The sequence below is a fragment of the Acaryochloris sp. 'Moss Beach' genome (assembly GCF_021497025.1).
GTDB classification, from domain to species: Bacteria; Cyanobacteriota; Cyanobacteriia; order Thermosynechococcales; family Thermosynechococcaceae; genus Acaryochloris; species Acaryochloris marina_A.
This window is the reverse complement of record NZ_CP071717.1, coordinates 3,699,319-3,717,747: the sequence shown is the minus strand read 5'-3', so window position 1 is coordinate 3,717,747 and position 18,429 is coordinate 3,699,319. Positions and strand designations below refer to the sequence as shown.

Annotated in this window: 17 protein-coding genes and 3 pseudogenes; 6 read left to right on the top strand and 14 right to left on the bottom strand. The window is 48.4% G+C overall.

Annotated elements, in window-relative coordinates; translation table 11 throughout:
* Position 1: 1 nt before the first annotated feature.
* The 4 genes from HRE53_RS17535 to HRE53_RS17520 form a co-directional block, all read right to left on the bottom strand.
* Positions 2 to 388 carry a hypothetical protein gene (locus tag HRE53_RS17535; protein WP_235107364.1) on the bottom strand — a complete coding sequence of 129 codons (387 nt, stop codon included), beginning with the start codon at positions 386 to 388 and terminating at the stop codon, positions 2 to 4.
* Positions 363 to 722, bottom strand: coding sequence for an HpsJ family protein (locus HRE53_RS17530; RefSeq protein WP_235107363.1), 360 nt, complete (start codon positions 720 to 722; stop codon positions 363 to 365). The genes HRE53_RS17535 and HRE53_RS17530 overlap by 26 nt, the downstream gene beginning before the upstream one ends.
* Before the next feature lie 48 nt (positions 723 to 770).
* Positions 771 to 2,297: a cyanoexosortase A gene (gene crtA, locus HRE53_RS17525; RefSeq protein WP_235107362.1), complete on the bottom strand. Its 1,527-nt coding sequence runs from the start codon at positions 2,295 to 2,297 to the stop codon at positions 771 to 773.
* Between the two features lie 99 nt (positions 2,298 to 2,396).
* Positions 2,397 to 3,308 (bottom strand): M23 family metallopeptidase, encoded by a 912-nt coding sequence (locus HRE53_RS17520; protein WP_235107361.1) that lies wholly within the window; start codon positions 3,306 to 3,308, stop codon positions 2,397 to 2,399.
* 140 nt (positions 3,309 to 3,448) lie between these two features.
* Between HRE53_RS17520 and HRE53_RS34450 the strand changes: the two genes are divergently transcribed.
* A complete protein-coding gene (locus tag HRE53_RS34450) occupies positions 3,449 to 3,580 on the top strand; it encodes a hypothetical protein (RefSeq protein ID WP_255800735.1) in 132 nt (43 codons plus the stop codon).
* A 182-nt stretch (positions 3,581 to 3,762) separates the two neighbouring features.
* Complete coding sequence (locus HRE53_RS17515) at positions 3,763 to 4,209, top strand: hypothetical protein (protein ID WP_235107360.1); 447 nt, start codon at positions 3,763 to 3,765, stop codon at positions 4,207 to 4,209.
* Here the strand turns inward: HRE53_RS17515 and HRE53_RS17510 are convergent, their stop codons facing one another.
* Positions 4,210 to 4,599: a hypothetical protein gene (locus tag HRE53_RS17510; RefSeq protein WP_235107359.1), complete on the bottom strand. Its 390-nt coding sequence runs from the start codon at positions 4,597 to 4,599 to the stop codon at positions 4,210 to 4,212. It abuts the gene before it with no gap.
* A 165-nt stretch (positions 4,600 to 4,764) separates the two neighbouring features.
* Here HRE53_RS17510 and HRE53_RS17505 point away from each other — a divergent pair, with 165 nt between their 5' ends.
* Both HRE53_RS17505 and HRE53_RS17500 read left to right on the top strand, forming a co-directional pair.
* Entirely contained in the window at positions 4,765 to 4,980 is a 216-nt protein-coding gene (locus HRE53_RS17505; protein ID WP_235107358.1) for a hypothetical protein, read from the top strand.
* Between the two features lie 112 nt (positions 4,981 to 5,092).
* The gene (locus HRE53_RS17500) at positions 5,093 to 6,934 is read left to right on the top strand and encodes a lytic transglycosylase domain-containing protein (RefSeq protein WP_235107357.1); all 1,842 of its coding nucleotides are present in this window, start codon (positions 5,093 to 5,095) and stop codon (positions 6,932 to 6,934) included.
* Between the two features lie 63 nt (positions 6,935 to 6,997).
* Here the strand turns inward: HRE53_RS17500 and HRE53_RS17495 are convergent, their stop codons facing one another.
* Positions 6,998 to 7,690 carry a hypothetical protein gene (locus tag HRE53_RS17495; protein WP_235107356.1) on the bottom strand — a complete coding sequence of 231 codons (693 nt, stop codon included), beginning with the start codon at positions 7,688 to 7,690 and terminating at the stop codon, positions 6,998 to 7,000.
* Positions 7,691 to 8,189: 499 nt separating this feature from the next.
* Between HRE53_RS17495 and HRE53_RS17490 the strand changes: the two genes are divergently transcribed.
* Positions 8,190 to 8,459, top strand: coding sequence for a translation initiation factor IF-2 N-terminal domain-containing protein (locus HRE53_RS17490; RefSeq protein ID WP_235107355.1), 270 nt, complete (start codon positions 8,190 to 8,192; stop codon positions 8,457 to 8,459).
* On the top strand, positions 8,408 to 10,573 hold the full coding sequence (gene ppk1 / locus HRE53_RS17485) for a polyphosphate kinase 1 (RefSeq protein ID WP_235111154.1): 2,166 nt from the start codon (positions 8,408 to 8,410) through the stop codon (positions 10,571 to 10,573). Before HRE53_RS17490 ends, ppk1 begins: the two co-directional genes overlap by 52 nt.
* Positions 10,574 to 10,589: 16 nt before the next feature.
* Here ppk1 and HRE53_RS35200 read toward each other — a convergent pair.
* The 8 genes and pseudogenes from HRE53_RS35200 to HRE53_RS17450 all read right to left on the bottom strand — a co-directional run.
* Positions 10,590 to 10,919 (bottom strand): annotated as a pseudogene (locus HRE53_RS35200) (hypothetical protein); the annotation flags it as partial.
* 45 nt (positions 10,920 to 10,964) lie between these two features.
* Positions 10,965 to 12,020 carry an IS630 family transposase gene (locus tag HRE53_RS17480; protein ID WP_235107354.1) on the bottom strand — a complete coding sequence of 352 codons (1,056 nt, stop codon included), beginning with the start codon at positions 12,018 to 12,020 and terminating at the stop codon, positions 10,965 to 10,967.
* A 53-nt stretch (positions 12,021 to 12,073) separates the two neighbouring features.
* Positions 12,074 to 12,826, bottom strand: a complete 753-nt coding sequence (locus tag HRE53_RS17475) for a hypothetical protein (protein WP_235107353.1) — start codon at positions 12,824 to 12,826, stop codon at positions 12,074 to 12,076.
* A pseudogene (locus tag HRE53_RS17470) lies at positions 12,810 to 14,181 on the bottom strand (ISKra4 family transposase). The gene HRE53_RS17475 and the pseudogene HRE53_RS17470 overlap by 17 nt, the downstream one beginning before the upstream one ends.
* Positions 14,182 to 15,420 (bottom strand): IS256 family transposase, encoded by a 1,239-nt coding sequence (locus tag HRE53_RS17465; RefSeq protein WP_235106803.1) that lies wholly within the window; start codon positions 15,418 to 15,420, stop codon positions 14,182 to 14,184.
* 52 nt (positions 15,421 to 15,472) lie between these two features.
* A complete protein-coding gene (locus HRE53_RS17460) occupies positions 15,473 to 15,694 on the bottom strand; it encodes a hypothetical protein (protein ID WP_235107352.1) in 222 nt (73 codons plus the stop codon).
* Positions 15,691 to 16,758: pseudogene (locus tag HRE53_RS17455) on the bottom strand (ISKra4 family transposase). The gene HRE53_RS17460 and the pseudogene HRE53_RS17455 overlap by 4 nt, the downstream one beginning before the upstream one ends.
* Positions 16,745 to 18,196 carry an NACHT domain-containing NTPase gene (locus HRE53_RS17450; RefSeq protein WP_235107351.1) on the bottom strand — a complete coding sequence of 484 codons (1,452 nt, stop codon included), beginning with the start codon at positions 18,194 to 18,196 and terminating at the stop codon, positions 16,745 to 16,747. Before HRE53_RS17450 ends, HRE53_RS17455 begins: the two are co-directional and overlap by 14 nt.
* Between the last annotated feature and the right edge of the window lie 233 nt (positions 18,197 to 18,429).

The following is an 18,429-nucleotide window of genomic DNA, read 5'->3' as shown; positions in this document are numbered from 1 at the left end:
CTTACCTCGTTCTCACATTCGGAAATTTACGGGTCGTATTGCCAATATAGAGAAAAGACAGCCCCGCAATCAAAGCACCAACTAACCACTTGATCGTCTGCTTGCGGAGTTGGGTGGGTTGCCCAGAAGCTCGATTGATCTGGGCCTGCAAGCTAATCAAATTCGATTTGAGCTGCCCTAAGACTCCGGCCTTAACCGTTTCTTGATCCCGCCCTTCCGCCAGCTGCGGCTGAAACTTTTGCGCCCATTCTGCCACTTCCGCTGCCGGGGCAGCACTCAACCGCTGCTCCAAACTTTTAATATCCGCCGCTTGTTTCACCAAGGTTGCACTCGTGGTCTGGTTTTGCTTTCCTAAACGGAGGCTATCGGAAATCCCTAAAGGAATCATCAGGCAATAAATCAGGCCAATGATAATCGCTAAAGTAGGGATCCCCTGAAAGCAAAAACCGATCCAGGGACTGGCGAAACCGACGCCCCCCGGAGGCAACCAAGGCAAACCCAATCAGGGGAACGGGAGAACGCTCCACCAAGCTGCCAATGGTTTCTAATTCCCAGGCTGGATCGAGCAACTGGGGTGGAATGAGAATGGCCAGGGTATCCACTAAGGTCAATAGCAGCAGAGCATAGCCTGCGATCCGCAATACAAAGGTAGACAGCCACTGATTCTTACTGGGCGGTGCAGACGTCGATGATGGGGATGCAGCAGGTTGTTGTTTTGCCATGGATAGTCAGTTCTCGTACAGTACAGGGCAGATAGGCCGCCTCACTTGCTAAAGACTCAGGTTAGGAATGCGATTGCGCCACCATTCCTGCCAGGATAACCAATTCGATTCCAAAATAGAGAAGGCTTGTTGAGGGGGCTGTTGATTCAAGGGCACCGACAGATGAGTCCACAGACAGCGATCATCAATATAGTCTCGACCTAACAAATACCAATGGCTATTCCAATTGTGAATAAAATGCCCTTCTTCCACCGTCGCTAATCCTCCTGGATCCAAACAGGCACTTAAGTAAGCTCGGTCACCATGGGTATAGACGGCGTAGTAGTTGGCGCCTTGCTGACGCACTTGCGGCTTAGGCAGAGGCTGCAGCGCTTGATCGGCGATGGGATAATTCTCTAGGAATCGAAGCAAATCCCCCGTGGTGCCCGTCACATAGCTCATGTCAATTCGAAGATCCTGGCCTTGGAATTGATATTGATATTGATGCTGAGCCAGGATTTCGGAATAGGCATGTCCTTTTTGTCCCGGACGAGCCTGGCTGCGATTCAGGGTTGCCTGTTTCAGAGGCACCTGTTGGGGAAACCGAAAGGATTGACGATCCAGGGTCATGGCCTGCCACAGCGTTCCGGCTTGGACCACTAACGTTCCCGCCAGCACTGAGGCAAAGGTCAGTAACCGCCATCGAGGCAGGGTCCCTGGGGGATACGGAGGGCTACTCGTCTTTGGCGTCTCTTTGCGATGTAAAAGGAAGACACAAAAGCCAGCAAAGATCAGCATAGCCAGTATAGGAAAGATATTTGAGCCTTCCCCTTCATGCCAATAGTGAAAGGCATCTTGATAGTCGGACGCGGCCAAGAGGGTCATGATGCCTAAGCGAATCACATTCACTCCATAGGCCAGGCCGACCCCCACACAAGGCACGATCAGCTTCTCCCATCCACGGGTGGGCACCATCACCAGGAAGATCAGGGATAGTCTCAGGAGCTCTAGCATGGCCTTGAGTCCCGAGCAGCCTCGATAGACCTCAATACCGCCTCCAGGGAGGAGAACAAACACCCCTTGGCGCTTCACCTCAATCCCTAAATACCAGAGCATCGCCGTGGTGGATTGAGCCGCCACTTCGCTGATGTTAATCACTTGCTCGGTCCATTGGGCCAAAATCCCTTCGGGTAAGGCTAAGACCAACAAAACACTTAGCTCTCTGCGGTAGGTGCCCAACTGTTTGGCCCTGGACGCCAATAGACCCCAACCCAAACAAAAGAGAAAGGGCTGAATCCGAATAAACGAATCGTAGTCGGGCATCACCCAGCTTTTATACCCGGCCCAGGCCAACAGTAGGCAGCCGGCAGCCGTTGAATAGGGTTCACTGCCTAGGGGCAAAGTCTGGCGTCGTGTCCAAATTGAATAGGCGACAATACCCCAGCAGAGACTCATAATGGCGACCAGATCCGCATTCCGGGTATGAATCCAAGCCAAGCTCAAGTTGAGAAGGGCCAAACTCACAGCAATGACTCCCAGCCACAGTTCAAGACGTTGGGCCAGTTTGTACCGTTGCCAAAGACTAAAGGGATTCATAAGGACAGTGACAGACTGGGGGATGAGTCATTCCCACTTAATTCAGAGTCAATGATAAACACATCTGCCCCAACTGGGGAGATTTCCCTATAAATCCAACTATTTTGCCGTCCGGGCAAGTTGGTTATTATGACAAGCCCCTGAAATTTTAAAGGGTACAGTTTTCGTAAACTTACGTTTCTTATGGGGCTTCTGCACTTCTACATGGAGGTGCGGTCCAGTGCTCCAGCCCGAATTACCGCTATAGCCAATCAACTGCCCCGCCTTGACGCGGTCTCCAGATTTGATCGAGACTTTGCGGCGGAATCCCTGCTGCAAATGCACATAGACGGAACGATACCCTTCATCATGCTCAATCCAAACATAATTGAAGCGAGAAATATTTTCCTTGCCCCCGCCGATATCGGGGTATTTATCCTGAACGGCAATCACTTTTCCTGCCCGCATAGCATACACAGGCGTGCCAATGCTGGTGGCTAAATCATAGGCATATTCCATCCGGCCTCGGTGGGTTCTGCCCCGAATGCCTTGACTCAACCAGCCTTGACCATTGAGAGGATGACAAAAGCCTTTGAGGGGTGAGTCCACTGAAGCTCGCTTAGCCAAAGGCACTTCCACAAAGGCTGGATAGTAAATCTCTGAGGATGCAGGGGAAGCAGTAGTGCCTCCCGTGGCGGGCTCGCCCCCGCCGATATCATTTTGGGAAAGCAGGGGACCCTGGTGGCGACGCTGATCGGCCACTTCTGGTAATTGAGCGGCTACTTTGGGCAAGTTAGGAAGAAGCGTACTAGCGGTTAACACGCATGTGGCAATCACATTGCGCCAGAGCTGCTCATTCAGAGCTTGACGGACTTGCTTGGGAGTGACAACCCCCTGTTGAACTAAAATTTCCCCCAGCTTTTGATGACTGGTTCGTTGGGTGGCTAACGCATCGTGCAATTGGGCTGAATTGATCAGCCCTTTTTGCAGTAGGACTTCACCCACTCTAATTTTGTCTTGATGGCGCCGCATGATCACTAATTGCTCCTAGGGGGGAATTCTTGCAGAAAGAGGACGAAATGGCTGATGAAATGGCGTAAACGAGTTCATTCCCGGCATTCAACCGAGTCCTTAACAATCTGAAGCCGTCATCGGGTTAAGGGAACAGGGGTATGATCGAAATTTTTCGTCGACAGAATAAAGCTAAAACCCTGAAATCATCCCTATACCTAGTTTTCCCCGATTTAGGTAAAAAGCGATCTCTTGCCCCGAAGAACTTTGACTCAGGGAGCTATGACCAGTAATGTTTTGACTGCAAGGGTATCTCAACATTGAAAGTGAAAGTTGGTCATACACGGGTGATTTGTACAAAAGAGACATGATTCATCAATCGAGGGTTAGGCTAAACGCATTGGCGAACCATGGGTTACCTACACTGCCTAGAGTGGGGCAATGTTGCCAAATCGGAATCCTGAGTCTACTGACCTTGGGACTATCACCGGTCCAGGCTTGTACCCATGCCTGGCAAGGGAAAGAATATACAGAACTTCCTGACGAATTTTGCCAAGGCTATGCCGATGCCCTGTTAGGGAAGCAGGGACGATACGAATATGGCAGCGTGGTTTGCGATCGCAAAGATGGATCGTACTTTTTCCTCCAACGGCTCGTCCGCTACACCAAAACACAGAAGGCCGTTTGGAAAATTGTCCAAGTTAAGCCCTTATCAAAACTGCACCAGGATGAACTCGCCCTTAGTCAAGGCTGCCATCAGACCGATGAAGACCGACAGGCTATCTTTGCCATCGTCCGGGAAGACTCACAAGCATTAACCACCACACGGGCCTGGGCCATCGACTTTTCTAGGGAAGCCCTGATTAACCTCGATCCCACCACGGTAACTTGTCAAAATAGCGACCCGCGCTTTGTCCCCTAGTCAGTCCTGGGACGACTCAAGGGTTTTACTGGTCACATCCACCGCCTGAACATCAATCGTTCCTGGCTCGGATGAACGTTGAAAGTTAGCGTTTTCGACGGCTACAGATTGGGCACAGAAGGGGCAAGTGGTCTGGGTATTTTTTAGCCCAGTCAGGGGATTGCCACAGGAGGGACAGGTGCCCTGAATTAAGTTGCGACTCAACCACCAGCGCAGCCCCACAAATAGGACCACAGGCGTCACCAAGATCAAGCCAAATAAGACCAATAACGATTTCAGCACCCAGCCTAGGCCAATCGAGCCTAACAAGACCACGATGATCAAAAAGGTCAACCAAGACCGAATCGCAGATAAGCCAGCGGAAAAACGCTGGGATTGATTCAGATTCACTAGGGGGCTCCTCAGCTTAAACTAGAGCTGCATTCATTTACATAGTAGTCGGTTAACTCTCAGCCTTGAAGGATGAGTCATTAAACGCAACGGACCCATTACAGGTTCTCGAATTATTTTCTAGAATGCAATGAGCTTTCCTATTTTTTAACCTTTTTCATACCCATGGGCAGTTCTCCCAATTTTTTGAAACGCTTAGCTCCCTGGATTATCTCCATGGGGCTCAGCAGTGCCCTTGTCTTGGGGTTGGCCTGGCTGTTTCTCAAACCAAAGCTGGAATCTACGGATCAGCCCCTGGGATCGCAACAGGTTTCCCCCGCCAATTCCGCCCTAGTGGTGTTACGGCCCCCTCCCCGCCCAGCAGCGTTTAGATCCCCTTAAGCAGCTAGCTCAACAGGGCACAGCCCAAGAACAGAATCAGGCCCGGTATGTTTTAGCTGCGGACTTAATTGACCTGCAGCAAGGAGCAGAAGCCCTGCGCTGGTTAGAGGGATTGGAAGAGCGTTACCCCCTATTGGCTAGCCATATCGCCGTCCTTCAGGCTGAGGCTCAAACCCTAGCGGGACAAACTGAGGAAGCCACAGGGACATGGCAGCGAATTATTGCCGATTATGCAAAAGAGCCTGCAGCAGCAGAAGCTTTATTTGCACTGGGCAAGCAAAAGCCGGAGCTGTGGCAGCAAGCCATCACCAACTTCCCGGGCCATCCCCAGACGGTGAAGATTGCCGTGGAGCAGTTAAAGCAAAAGCCCAAGCAGTTGAAGCTGCTAATGCTGATTGCGGAGCATGGCTTGTTTTTAACTAACTACGGGGATTACTTAACCCAGCTGACGAAGGAGTTCAAAGGCCAGCTCAAGCCTGCTGACTGGCAAATCATCGCCTTTGGGTACTGGGAAAAACAAATTTATAAGGAAGGAGCCCTGGCCTATGCCCAAGCTCCCCAAACCTCCCAAACGGCCTATCGAGGCGCACGAGGCTTGCAGTTAGGGGGGGAAAAGAAAAAAGCGATTGCCGCCTATCAAAAAATGATTGCCGCCTACCCCGAGGCCAAGGAAACGCCCCTAGCCTTGAGCAAGCTCGCCAGTCTAGAGACAGATCTGGGCGCAGCAGCCCAGCACTATGACCGCGCCTTGCAGCTCAGCCAAGAGCAGCAGCCCAACTTAGCCGCCCAAATCCTCGGGGAGCGCATTCAGCGGTTAGAGAAGGCAAAGCAGCCCTCTCAATCCCTGCAGCAAACCTTGCTGCAACAGTTTTCCTCTTCAAACCATGCGGCAGCCCTGCGGTGGCAACAGGCAGAGCGACAGCGAAAAGCGGAGAATCTAGCCGGTGCCCGGAAGTTGGCCCTGGAAATCCAAGATCAAAATCCCAACAGTCCCCAGGCTGCAATCGCCGTGTTCTGGGCCGGGAAATGGGCCTCCACGGCTGAGGAGCGGCAAACAGCCTTTCAAACCCTCTGGAAAACCTATCCTGACTCCTACTATGCCTGGCGAGCAGCAGTGCTGTCTGGCTGGAACGTTGGTGATTTTACGTCCATCCGCTCGTTCCAACCCCAAATTCGGTTTCCCAGTACGCAACTGCCCTTGGCTGCTGGGTCTCCAGCCCTGAAAGAACTGTACCAGCTGGGACAAAACAAAACGGCTTGGGAACGCTGGCAATGGGAGTTTCGCAATCGCCAGCAGCCCAGCTTATCGGAGCAGCTCACGGATGGCTTGCTGCGTCTGGGGGTCGAGGAATATCTAGACGGCATTTATATGCTGGCCAATCTGGAAACTCGGGCGCGGGAGGAAAAAGATCCGGAAAAACTAGTCGAACAATGGCAAGACCATCCGGGCTTTGAACAGGCATTATTTCCTTTGGCCTATTTCACTCCCATTCGTAAATGGTCCAACCAGCGCAATCTTAATCCGTTCCTGGTGCTTAGCTTAATGCGGCAGGAATCCCGATTCCAACCCAAAATCCGCTCGGTGGCGGGGGCTGTCGGCCTGATGCAGGTACTGCCAGAAACGGCAGACTGGGTGAGTGGCAAAGCGGGTTTGAAAACCTATGAGATCGATGGGATTGATGACAATATCAATCTCGGCACCTGGTACCTGGACTATACCCATCGCAACTATAACGACAATTCCATGCTTGCGATCGCAAGCTACAATGCCGGCCCGGGCAACGTGGATCGATGGGTTAAGCAAAACTCGGTCACTGATGTCGACGTCTTTATCGAAGACATTCCATTCCCGGAGACGAAGAACTATGTCAAATCCGTCTCTGAGAACTATTGGAATTATCTCAGGCTCTACAATCCCCAGATTCAAGAGTTGATGCAAGGACAGGCTAAATAGGTCAGCCTTTACAGGCTAAAGTTGAAGATGCCGTTACCAGATCAGTCAGACCTTGTAATCCGATCAGTTGTTCAAACGGAGATAGCCCCGCATACCTGATCTCAAGGGACTCTGACCATCGCGCTCTTGCCGATTCACAGAAGATAAGCGGGTACTGGCGTTTTTACGGGCCCAGACCACGAGGTCTTGGCCATCCACTCGGATGGTGCCCCCTAGAATCTTGATGGCTAATTGGCCATTCTCACATTCCATATTGCGAAGGGCATGCCATTTTTCTCGATGACTGGTAGGGCCATGACCCCAGACCATCAAATCCAAAGGAATACCAGACCGGACGCTATAGCCACGTCCCCAGCACACCCGCCACAGTTCTCGGGCAGTGGTGCAGTGCATTTCATAATCGTTGGAAGGCGCACAGTAGCGATAAATGTAGCAATCGCTCATATCGCTCTTGGCGAGGGGATAAAAGCTTTGCTCCATCATGGCATCATGAAGCACGCCCCAATAAGCTGATACGGGACGGATCTTAGCCGAGATGGGCGCTTGGCTGAGGTTCGCCGTCGAGATCACACCTTCTTTATTGTCGATCAGCTGCATACTGTCGAACAACGGCTCAGTGCGCAGATTGGCGTTGGACAGTAAGACAGGACGGCCTTGTACAAACCCTTCTACAAAGGTTTGAATAAGTTCACTATCTGAAAGTGAGTCATCAGAGTTGTGAGAGGGCATGGCTAGATTCGGTTGGGTAAGGACCATGATTGATGTTGCACCTGCTGTTGAGTCGGTCGTAGCGAAAAAGTATGAACAATACGTTCAAATAAAACCACTGTCATCAGTGAATACCCCCCAGCAGAGATTTAAATATAACATCGGCATCTTAGGACCCGCACTAATAATCTTTACCTTTGTCAAAAAAATATTCAAAAAAAATTGGTAGTGTTATGCAGCAAAAAGGCTTGTTCCATCGGCAACAGCCCCATGATCGCCGACCACAATCTCTAACATCTATTAGGATTGAAAATGATGTATCTATTGCCGAAAGTTAGGCATTCAGTCCTACAAGATCGGTCTTGATGGTCCGAAGCCTCAACCTCTATCGATACCAGGTAAGCGTTAAACCTATGTAACGATAGCTGCAACGGAGTGATCCGGCTTAACGTATTTTTTACCTATAACCCGCAAAATCAAACCCTAAGCGATTCTGCTCCAGCCACCAGATTCCCTGACTTAGACCACTCCAGATAACTACACACCCATGGGTTCAGATAGCATTCGAATTTATACCTTGGCACGGGAGCTGCAGCGAAGCTCCAAAGAAGTGCTCGCCCTCAGTCACACCTTACAAATCGAGGCCACCACTCCCAGCAGCTCTATCAGTCAGGCTGATGCAGACCGGATTATGGCAGCGATTCAAGCCAATGGTGTAGATCCTGCTCCGCCTCCTAAGCCCCCCAGCAGCCCCCTCCGCCAGAGATTAATCTTCGCGACCCAGCCTATTACCTCAATCGTGAGATCAGCTGGCTGAAGTTTAATCAACGGGTTTTGCATGAAGCCTTTGATGAGCGCACGTTGCTGCTAGAACGGCTCAAGTTTATGGCCATTTACAGCTCCAACTTAGATGAGTACTTTATGGTGCGGGTCTCGGGCTTAAAGCAACAAATTGCCGCTCAGGTCACCCAGCGCTCCTTAGATGGACTAACAGCTCAAGCTCAACTCGACGCCATTCATAAGGAGTTGAAACCTGAAATTCAGCAACAACATCAGTACTTCACTGAATTTCTCAAGCCTGAACTGGCGAAAGAGAATATTTGCTTGCTCGACTATGACAATCTCAATCCGCAGCAAGTTGCCTTTCTCCATCAATATTTTCTAGATCAGATTTTTCCCGTCTTAACCCCATTGGCCGTGGACCCTGGCCATCCCTTTCCCTATATTTCCAATCTCAGTCTGAATTTAGCGGTTTTGGTCAAAGACACCCAAACCGGCGATGGGCATTTTGCCCGAGTCAAAGTGCCAAGTATGCTGCCTCGGTTTATTGAGTTACCGGAGAACAGCTGTGATTGCTCAACCTGCCGCTGGAGTGGAGTGCCCATTGAGCAGGTGATTGCCCAAAATCTAGAGTTTCTATTTCCAGGCATGACCATTCAGGCCTGTTACCCGTTTCGGATTACCCGAAATGCCGATCTGGAGTTGGAAGAAGATGAAGCGGATGATTTACTCCTAGCCATTGAAGAAGAACTGCGCAAGCGTCGCTTTGGATCTGTGGTGCGGATGGAAATCCAAACGGGAACCCCAGACTTTATCTGTCAGACTCTGATGCGAGAGCTGGAGCTAGATGAGAGCGATGTGTATCACATCGAGGGCCTACTGAGCTTAAGCGATCTGATGGGGCTGGGCTTTCTGCCCTTCCCCCAATTGCAGCAAGCCCCTTGGACCCCCATTGTGCCAACGCGCTTACGGAAGGTGGAACAGCTAGAGATGCCGGTGGTCGCGGCCAATGGGCAACCCGATAAAAGCATCAAGGAACCACCCACGGATATTTTCTCGGTGATTCGGGGTGGCGATCTGCTGGCCCACCATCCCTATGATTCGTTTACGGCGACGGTGCAAAAATTTATTACCCAAGCCGCCCATGACCCCAATGTGCTGACGATTAAAATGACCCTCTACCGGACAGCAGCGGACGGGGGGCTTACCAGTTCCCCCATTGTCAGTAGTCTGATTGCGGCGGCGGAGAATGGCAAGCAGGTGGTGGCTCTGGTGGAGCTAAAAGCTCGGTTTGATGAAGAGAATAATATTGTCTGGGCTCGGAAGCTAGAGAAAGTCGGCGTTCATGTGGTCTATGGATTGGTGGGCCTGAAAACCCACACCAAAATTGCCCTGGTGGTACGGCGAGAAAGCAAGAAAATTCGCCGCTATGTCCATATCGGTACTGGTAACTACAACCCGAAAACGGCTCGACTCTATACGGATTTAGGGTTACTGAGCTGTCGAGATGACTTGGGGGCGGATCTGACGGATTTGTTTAACTATCTGACGGGGTTTTCCCGGCACCAAAGCTATCGGAAGCTGTTGGTGGCTCCGGTCAATTTACGCGATCGCATCTTGGAATTGATTGATCGCGAAATCGATCATCAACGACAGGGAAATTCGGGTCGGATCACCGCCAAGATGAATTCCCTTGTGGATGCAAAAATTATTAGGGCTTTGTATCGGGCGTCTCAGGCAGGGGTGAAGATTGATCTGATTGTGCGGGGGATTTGTAGCCTCAAACCTGGACTGAAGGGGATCAGCGAGACGATCAATGTGATCAGCATTATCGGTCGCTTTCTGGAGCATGACCGCATCTTCTATTTCCATAACCAAGGGCAGCCTACGGTGCTGATCGGTAGTGCGGATTGGCGTCAACGCAATCTAGATCGTCGAGTGGAGGCAGTGGTTCCCATCGAGGATCCGGCTTTAGTGGCAGAACTGCGGGAGTTATTGGAAATTATGCTTTCGGATAATCGCCAAGCTTGGGATTTGCAACCCGATGGTACGTTTGTTCAACGGCGTCCGGGACCAGATGAGCCCGAACGATCGACCCATGAATTGTTGATGCAACGGGCAACTCAGTATGCCCACTGTCTCTTGCATTAGTTAAAAAGGCAGATATTTAAGCACTGTCATAAGAGTTTTCACACATAATTAAATTCGTTGAATTCTTTTTTCTATTTAGTTCACTCAAAGGTAACAACAAAGTAGACTCAATCTCTTGCCTCGTTTTTTTAGTGATATAACAATCACTATTAAGACAGTCGACTAGCAATTGATTAGCATCATAATACTGCCTTAGCTTCTCTTCTTGAGTACAGGTAAATTGCCAATCATGACCTAGATTACAATATGTAATCATGGCTTCACGCAAATTTTCCGTCCATAATTCTCCTTCATTTCTCCACCAATTCTTGAAAGTTTGAATATCTTGTAAATCAGGTATTTGAGCTTTTAGTTTTTTTTAATTTATTTCTAATTTCAGAATTGCTATACTCTAGACGGCTAAGATATTAACTTCTTTAAAAGACTGAAACTTGAGTGATAGAAGGCTTGTTAGTTTCGCCTTGTGCTCTCCATTGCATTGATCAATGCAATGTTGAATGGCCCCTTTGAAAGAGTGAAAATCGGCATAATACTTCGAGTAGAGACATTCCTTGCGCACAAAGCGCCAAAGCCGCTCAATCAAATTCAAATGGGGTGAATAGGAGGGCAAATAGACTAACTCAATATCGACGATCTCAGCAAAGTCAGTCACCAGCTGGCATTTTTGATATCGGGCATTGTCTAAAATGACGCTGATGGGTATGACTGGGTCGAGTAGTGCCAGCTTGGCTAGCAACAGACACATGCTATGAGAGTTGATGTAGGTGTGGTTGGTGATACTGGTGACTTCTTTGGTGACAGCGTTGAGTGCACCCAGAACATTGAATCGTTGACGGCCAGAAGGAGACGGGATGAAGATCCGACGAAGGCACCAGAGAAACCCCAGATAAGCCCGGTGAACAAAATGAGCAGCATCCACAAAAAAGACAAGACGCTCTTGGCGTTGAGCTTCCTCTAATAAGGGTTCAAGGCGAGTTTGTCGAAACTGCTCTTGCTCCTCAATTTTCTCGGGCAGACTCGACTTTCCCGGCACATACCCCACTTTTCGATAGCGACAACCAATGCGCTTGAGGAAGGCTTTGATCTGGGTTGGAGAACGCTTAATGCCTGTCAATTGTTCAATGACTGCTTGGGCTTCTGCACTGGTGCGGGGCGGGTGGTGCTCAAAGTAGGCTCTCACACTATCGCTATGAGCATTGAGTGAACTAGGTTGACCTTTGTATTCCAGGGTCTTCAGTCCTTCAATTCCGCCTTGTTGATACTGACGAAGGGTTTTAGCTAAGGTCGGACGACTAATCTGACAAAGCTGACAAATCTGGGCATGGGGAAGACCCTGACTTTTCAAGTAGAGCACTTCCATCCGTCGCTGCACCCGTGGGTGAGGATGATGATAGCGTTCGTAGTTGAGGTGTTGGATTTCCTCTGCGGTGAAATCAATTTTAATCATGCAAGTAAGAGAGTAGGTGGGGGATACTCCCAGTGTGCCAAATCTCTCCGCTACTATGTTAAGTCACAAGTCGTCTGCAGTATAGCATTTTTTAACTCAAGAACAGTTTTGTGATCAAAGCTAAGATCGAGCACAAGAGCTAAATCAAGAGCAAGAACAAGGGCTAGGTCAAGATCTAGTGCCCGATCAAGAGCCAGAACGAGAGCTAGGTCAAAAGCAAGGGTACTATCACGAGAAAGGTCTAATGCACGAGTAACAGCCAAATCAATAGCACGGGCAAGGGCAAGATCTCGATCAAGGGCAACAACACGTCCACTATCAAGTTCGAGGTCAACAACACGGGTAATAGCTATGTCCCAAGCTTGTTGACGCTCTACATCTAGGTCAAATGCAATAACAAAATCACTATCAATAGTGCGGGCAAGGGCTAAAGCAAGATAAAAAGCACGAATCGCTTCAGGTTTATAGTCAACGTTGATCATCTTCGATTTTATTGAGACCCAAGACAAGAAATCTTGCAATCTAGGATCATCTGTAAGAATCTGATCAACTTGTTGTTTGATCAGTTTTATAAAATCATCTGCCTCTGGTAATATCCCCAATACTAATAGAAAGACTTCTCTATAACGTTTATCTAAACAATGGCTTGCAAGATCCTCCAAATCTACTCGAAACGGGGAAGTAGGACTAGTGATATATTTCGCAGCGAAATACTCTTGTAAAGTTAAGTGTGAAAATGAATAAATTCCTTTAGCCCGGGCGCTTTCGGCAGTCGTGGGAGACCTGAATTTACCTCGTTGGGACATGGGGGAATAAGGTATCAAAGCGTTGATTCACCCAATCCAATCTCAGGTGAAGGAGATGATTGAATCCATCCTCACTCCATCGCATCCCCACTCCCTTAAAGCGCTGTTGAATCAGCCACTTGCAAGCACTCTCAATCATGCCACTGCCAAGTGGACATTGGTCCTTCTCAAAATCCTGATAGCGGATATGTCGATGATGGGTTTGGAAATAAGTGTGCACCTGGATAAGTGTCTCTAAATCTTTGCCCTGCGGAATATCTGTAGTGACCAGGGCAGTCAAGGATTTAAGTACAGCGTGATGTTGCCCATGTCTGAGTAGAGACCGCCAGTTCTTGAACCAATTTTTTAGCCTCAGGGGACCGACAATCGAATAAGGCTACAGTCGCTCGCCACAGATGTCCAGCGGCATGATAGAAATCGAGAATACCCATCGCACAATGGGCAAAGCACTGACGGTAGACCCGCCAGAATCCCCGTCCGCCATCACTCAACCAAATGACTTGGGGAGCAGTGTCAATGGATTGTCGTTGAGCCTCCATCTGCATGAGAGGAATAAAGGTATCAATATCCCCCAAAACAGCTACTAATCGACGATGACATAATCGAGTCACTTGTTTTCCAGACCGGGTTAGATGCTGTCCTAAGCGAGCAAATAGACCGACCTTCACTTCCCGCCATCGAGTTTTACCTTTAGCGGTTTTAGGCTTCGGTCGAAAAGGCACCATCACCCCATCAGCAGCAATAGCAAGACGGAGCATGGCGGTCATCTCCTCCAAGGTGTCTGGTGACAGACATACTCCTCGGAGGAACTGCTCTAGTTGTTGTTTTAATCGGGATTGAGACTGTTGTCCATAATGCGCAACCCAAGACCACAAGGTACTCGCACTCACCGCTATTCCGGTACATTGATGCAGCATCCAACTCGATAGTTCATAGGGCATGACAATACTCATCAAGCATCCCAAACGTATCAGTTCTTCACTACTCGATTGATAAGGAGCAATACCCAACGCTTGATCTAAGGGCACACTGAGACTCACCTTACAGGTTTGATTGGGGCAACGCCCGACTCTTCGCTTTCAGGCGATCTGACCCACCAGCGTCTTCATCTGGCGAGACCGAAATCCTTTGGAGCGAATATGTCGTCCACAGACTGAACAATCTGGCCAAATCGTGGGAAATTGCGCACGAGTATTGAGTGCTTTCTCTAAGGTCAGGCGGGCAAACAGGAGTCCTAATTGCAGAGCAATGAGAACCATCGCAGACAGATTACTGGCTTGGTGCAATTGCTGGCAGTAGGATGACCAGTCTGCATGTTCGAGAGTGTTTAGATTTTTGTGTAAGCCGTAACGTATTCAATAGTTGAATCGTGTTGGGAACAGAATAGCAAAATGGGACAGCGCCGCCTTCCAATTCAAAATCGGTCTGGTCCATCTCTTCGAGATATTCCTCATCGCCAGAAACATCAATTTGTAGACAGACTCTTCATTCGGGAAGACAGCTTTGGTCTTAATCACCTTTCGCAGTGAGCGATTGAGCGACTCAATGGCATTAGTGGTGTAGATAACCTTTCGGATGGCCATTGGGTACTTAAACAACGGAGCAATATTATCCCAATGCCGTATCCAGATTTGGCTGATGCCAGGATACGTCTGGTCCCATTTGTTGGCAAACGCATCCAAGGCAGCCTCAGATTCCTCCAAAGTGGCCGCTTGATAAATGGGCTTGAGGTCTGCAGCTACGGCTCGACTTTCCTTCCAAGGCACATGGCGCAAACTATTGCGAATGAGATGAACGATACAAACTTGAACTTGAGTATCGGGATAGACCGATTCAATCGCCTGGGGAAAGCCTTTGAGACCATCACAGCAAGCAATCAAGATATCCTGAGCGCCTCGGTTTTTAAGGTCTGTGAGCACTGAAAGCCAGAATTTTGCTCCCTCCCGCTCGGCAGCCCCTATCCATAATCCCAACAGCTCTTTGTTTCCCTCCACAGTTACCGCTAGCGCGACATAGACGGCTCGCTTGCTGACTTGGCCATTGACTTTGATGTTCACATACAGGGCATCGAGATAGACAATCGGATACACCTCATCCAATGGTCTTGAGCGCCAGTCTTTAACCTCCTCCATGACACTATTGGTGACGTCACTAATCAGACCCTCAGAGATATTGGCCCCATACAGCTCCACCAATTGAGCTCGAATATCACGAGTGGTCATGCCACGAGCATATAAGGCGATGATTTTCTCGTCGAGTCCCGCGATACGTCGCTGGCCTTTGGGCACGAGGACAGGCTCAAACTCACTGCAACGGTCGCGAGGAATCGATAGGTCCATCTCTCCTTGTTCAGTCTGGACGGTCTTTTTCGAGTAACCATTGCGACTGTTTCTAGGGCCATGAGAACGCTCATCGACGGAGGATTGATGCAGGTGATGAGTCAATTCACCTGCCAAGGCTCGTTCCACTAGGCGTTTGCTGAGTTGTTTGAGCAGTCCTGATTCGCCCAGAATATCCTCTGGCTGTGGATTCTCTCCAATGAGTTCATCCAATAGCTCATCAACTCGATTGGGTACTTGTTTCTTTCTAGACATGATGCGGTCTCCTGGTGTGTTTGGATTCTAGACCGCTTACACAAAACTCTGATCAGTCTCCATGTTCTGGATATAGAGCCTCTAATTGGGGTAAAGTCATGGTGCTTTTTTGAATGGGGTCGGGATCATTATCTCGTCCCTTTTTCTTGAAGAGTACCCCTCCTACATCCTTCAAAAGCGCCCCTTTAGCCCGTTCTACAAGTAAGCCATGCTGTGCTTCGATAGACTTAAGAACCGCTTCACTATCAAGCTGTAAGACAGGGGAGCATGTCACCTTTGCATGCCAATTAAACCATTGAGATAAGCACACCGATGTGCAAGCACTTGCGGAACATTGCTTTCATTCCACTGCGCCCCTGAAATTTTGACTCTGCGACTAATCTGTTTGATAGCAGATTCAACAGCTCCAGACCCAATAGAACAAATTTGCTCACTCTGGTAATAGTCATAATTGACGATCCGATGCCGATGTTTGCGGATATAGTTGCAAAAGACTTGGGCTTGCTTTTTCTTCAACGATTCAAACAGAGTCAAGGTTTCATCCACCTTCCCCTGCCATAAGAGTTGTTCAGCCTGGTGCAGACGCTTGAGAGATCCACCGACCTTATAAAGATTTTCCACCAGATGGTACCAGTCCAGAATCTCCCGTCGTTGCTCAGGTATGCTCAGCTGACGAATGATGTTCCAAATGCCATCATGACCATCCCCTAAGCAGGTCACTGGAGAGGCTAACGGTTGCTGGTGAGTCCAGCCAATGAGCCGGGCATTATTGTGATAATCCGCAATGAGTCCCACGTCTGTTGCTAAGGTTTTATAGTCTTTCCACTGACAAGGTTGGCCTGCAGGTGTGCGGATGCGTACTTTGCCACCATCGACACTCACTTCAGTTAAAGCTTCGTGGGCCTGGGGGCGTAGGAAACCGTTGCTGATGGACCAAGCGTTGCTGGGTTTTGGCTGCAACCTGAATACCCGTTAAATAAGCCACATCTTTAGCAGCTTGGGCGTAGGAGACATTGGCACTGATGCGCAAGCAACAATTCTCTAAATGAGGACTGATTTGACGGTAGGAGGAAACGGCTAGACGACTTGCCTGTTGAGTTGTAACCCTTAGAGCGCCCAAGGTGCTTTTCAGTTGTCGGTTGCGCCCTGCTGCTGTGCCAGTAACTGTGCGGATAAAAAATGACCGAGTTCAGGACTGACATGGGTCTGGATTTGCTGACGCACCGTCATCTCAATGCCTTCTAGCGTCTTCATGTTTTCTGGGTCGCTCTCCTCATAGAGTAATTGTGCTATCGCATCGAGATGGATTTTGAGTTGAGCGGTTTTATCTGAGTTCATTGCTGAAGATTGCTGGGCAACACTTCATATCCTGAACGGTTTCAGATAAATCTGCAAAGGTGACATGCTCCCGTAAGACAGTCTCATCTTCAGTTGCACTAGGCAAATTAGAGATATACTCAATAATCTGTCGTTCAATGATATTTTGTTTAATAAAGTAATCCCCTCTCTTAAAGGTTTGATAAGCCAGTTGGCTCAGCAAATCCTCTTTTCGTTTCAGGGAGAGCTTTTTATATACTTGATCACGTTCAATATTGCGCTTGGCATCCCATTTCTTCAACAGGATATCAAGCCCTTCTTTATATAGTTCTGAACGATTGCAAGGGAAGTTATTAGCTTCACCAAATACTAAGCAAAGAAGCGTTAGCAATAATGGGTTGGTTGCTAATTCTTGAATAGGTTGATTATCTTTTAACTGTTGGATGAAGTTATTTACCTTCTCAGAATCTTCCTTGGCTATAAACCACTTAACAGCAAATTCTTCTATCTGTTTTTCATTAAAATCAGCAATTTCCACTTCTGTAAATTGTTCAAATGTATATTCACGAGCAGCAATCCGACAAGTTACGACAAACTGACAGTTGCGAAACTGCTGGGTAAAAACTTTAATTGATTGCACAGTCTGACATCGATCTAATTCCTGAACTTCATCTAAACCATCCAGCAAAATCAAGGCATTTCCTTGACTAATTACTCTTGCAAGATCGCTTTCATGCAAACCACAAATTTGCCACTGCTTTGCAATATAGTCATATAAGTTAGGGTGCCCGTTGACTTCAGAGAATTCTTTCAGTGTCACGAAAATAGGGACACAATCGACTTTGAATTTGCCCTTGTTACATAATGTGGCAAGACGCTTCAGAAAGGTTGTTTTTCCTGACCCTGGCTTTCCAAAAATCATTAGTTTTTTGAAGCGATTGACTACCTCTAACCCTGGAACATGCTCATAGCGAACCTGGCCTAGTGCAAAACGATGGCAGTTTTCGGTATTGTAATTTTGTCCTAGCTCAGTAATGCTTAAACGTTGTCTGCCTGAGAGTTTCTCTAAAATATTGACATTGGTATAAAGTTCATCAATCCCAATCGGCTGCTCCATATCCAGCACTCGCATCATGCCACAACGATGTTCAATATCAGATTCTATCTGTTGGCAGATGTTTGAAAGGAGGGCATTCATATCGGCCTCGATAAGAGCAGAATTAGAATTCACTTCATCTTTTTTAATACCAGCAATTACTTCCCAGTCCAGATCTAACGCCTTGCAAAAGCTAACGAATAGTTTATTGCTAACATTCTTACCAGAACAGAACTTCACAGATGGTTGGCGGCTACAGTCACAATGCTTAGCTAAATCTTCTCGGCTCCATCCTTTCTCTGTGATAGCGAGATTAATTAATTCGATACCGTCTAAAGTTGCCGATCGGGATCTCAATACCATGCTTTATTGCCCATCACTTGCTGATATTTACTTATCAGCACAAATACAGCTTCTTTACGAATGTGATAACTAGCGATAACGGCCTTTTTTTGGACTTCATACAACTTAATTGTTGCTAGCAGAAGCTAAGCATACCGAACTCATCCTAAAGTCAAACCTTTCATAACCTTTGCAGGGACCTTAACGGATGACAAGGTAATCCAAGGCTATGCGTAGCAATGAATTGAGAAAAT

Excerpts from the sequence above, each read along its gene's own strand:
- HRE53_RS17490 (WP_235107355.1), top strand. The coding sequence starts at position 8,190 with ATGGGTTCAGATAGCATTCGAATTTATACCTTGGCACGGGAGCTGCAG.
- HRE53_RS17480 (WP_235107354.1), bottom strand. The coding sequence starts at position 12,020 with ATGATTAAAATTGATTTCACCGCAGAGGAAATCCAACACCTCAACTAC.
- HRE53_RS17535 (WP_235107364.1), bottom strand. The coding sequence starts at position 388 with ATGATTCCTTTAGGGATTTCCGATAGCCTCCGTTTAGGAAAGCAAAAC.
- HRE53_RS17495 (WP_235107356.1), bottom strand. The coding sequence starts at position 7,690 with ATGGTCCTTACCCAACCGAATCTAGCCATGCCCTCTCACAACTCTGAT.
- HRE53_RS17465 (WP_235106803.1), bottom strand. The coding sequence starts at position 15,420 with ATGTCTAGAAAGAAACAAGTACCCAATCGAGTTGATGAGCTATTGGAT.
- HRE53_RS34450 (WP_255800735.1), top strand. The coding sequence starts at position 3,449 with ATGATCGAAATTTTTCGTCGACAGAATAAAGCTAAAACCCTGAAATCA.
- HRE53_RS17505 (WP_235107358.1), top strand. The coding sequence starts at position 4,765 with ATGGGCAGTTCTCCCAATTTTTTGAAACGCTTAGCTCCCTGGATTATC.
- HRE53_RS17530 (WP_235107363.1), bottom strand. The coding sequence starts at position 722 with ATGGCAAAACAACAACCTGCTGCATCCCCATCATCGACGTCTGCACCG.
- HRE53_RS17475 (WP_235107353.1), bottom strand. The coding sequence starts at position 12,826 with ATGTCCCAACGAGGTAAATTCAGGTCTCCCACGACTGCCGAAAGCGCC.
- HRE53_RS17450 (WP_235107351.1), bottom strand. The coding sequence starts at position 18,196 with ATGGTATTGAGATCCCGATCGGCAACTTTAGACGGTATCGAATTAATT.
- HRE53_RS17520 (WP_235107361.1), bottom strand. The coding sequence starts at position 3,308 with ATGCGGCGCCATCAAGACAAAATTAGAGTGGGTGAAGTCCTACTGCAA.
- crtA (WP_235107362.1), bottom strand. The coding sequence starts at position 2,297 with ATGAATCCCTTTAGTCTTTGGCAACGGTACAAACTGGCCCAACGTCTT.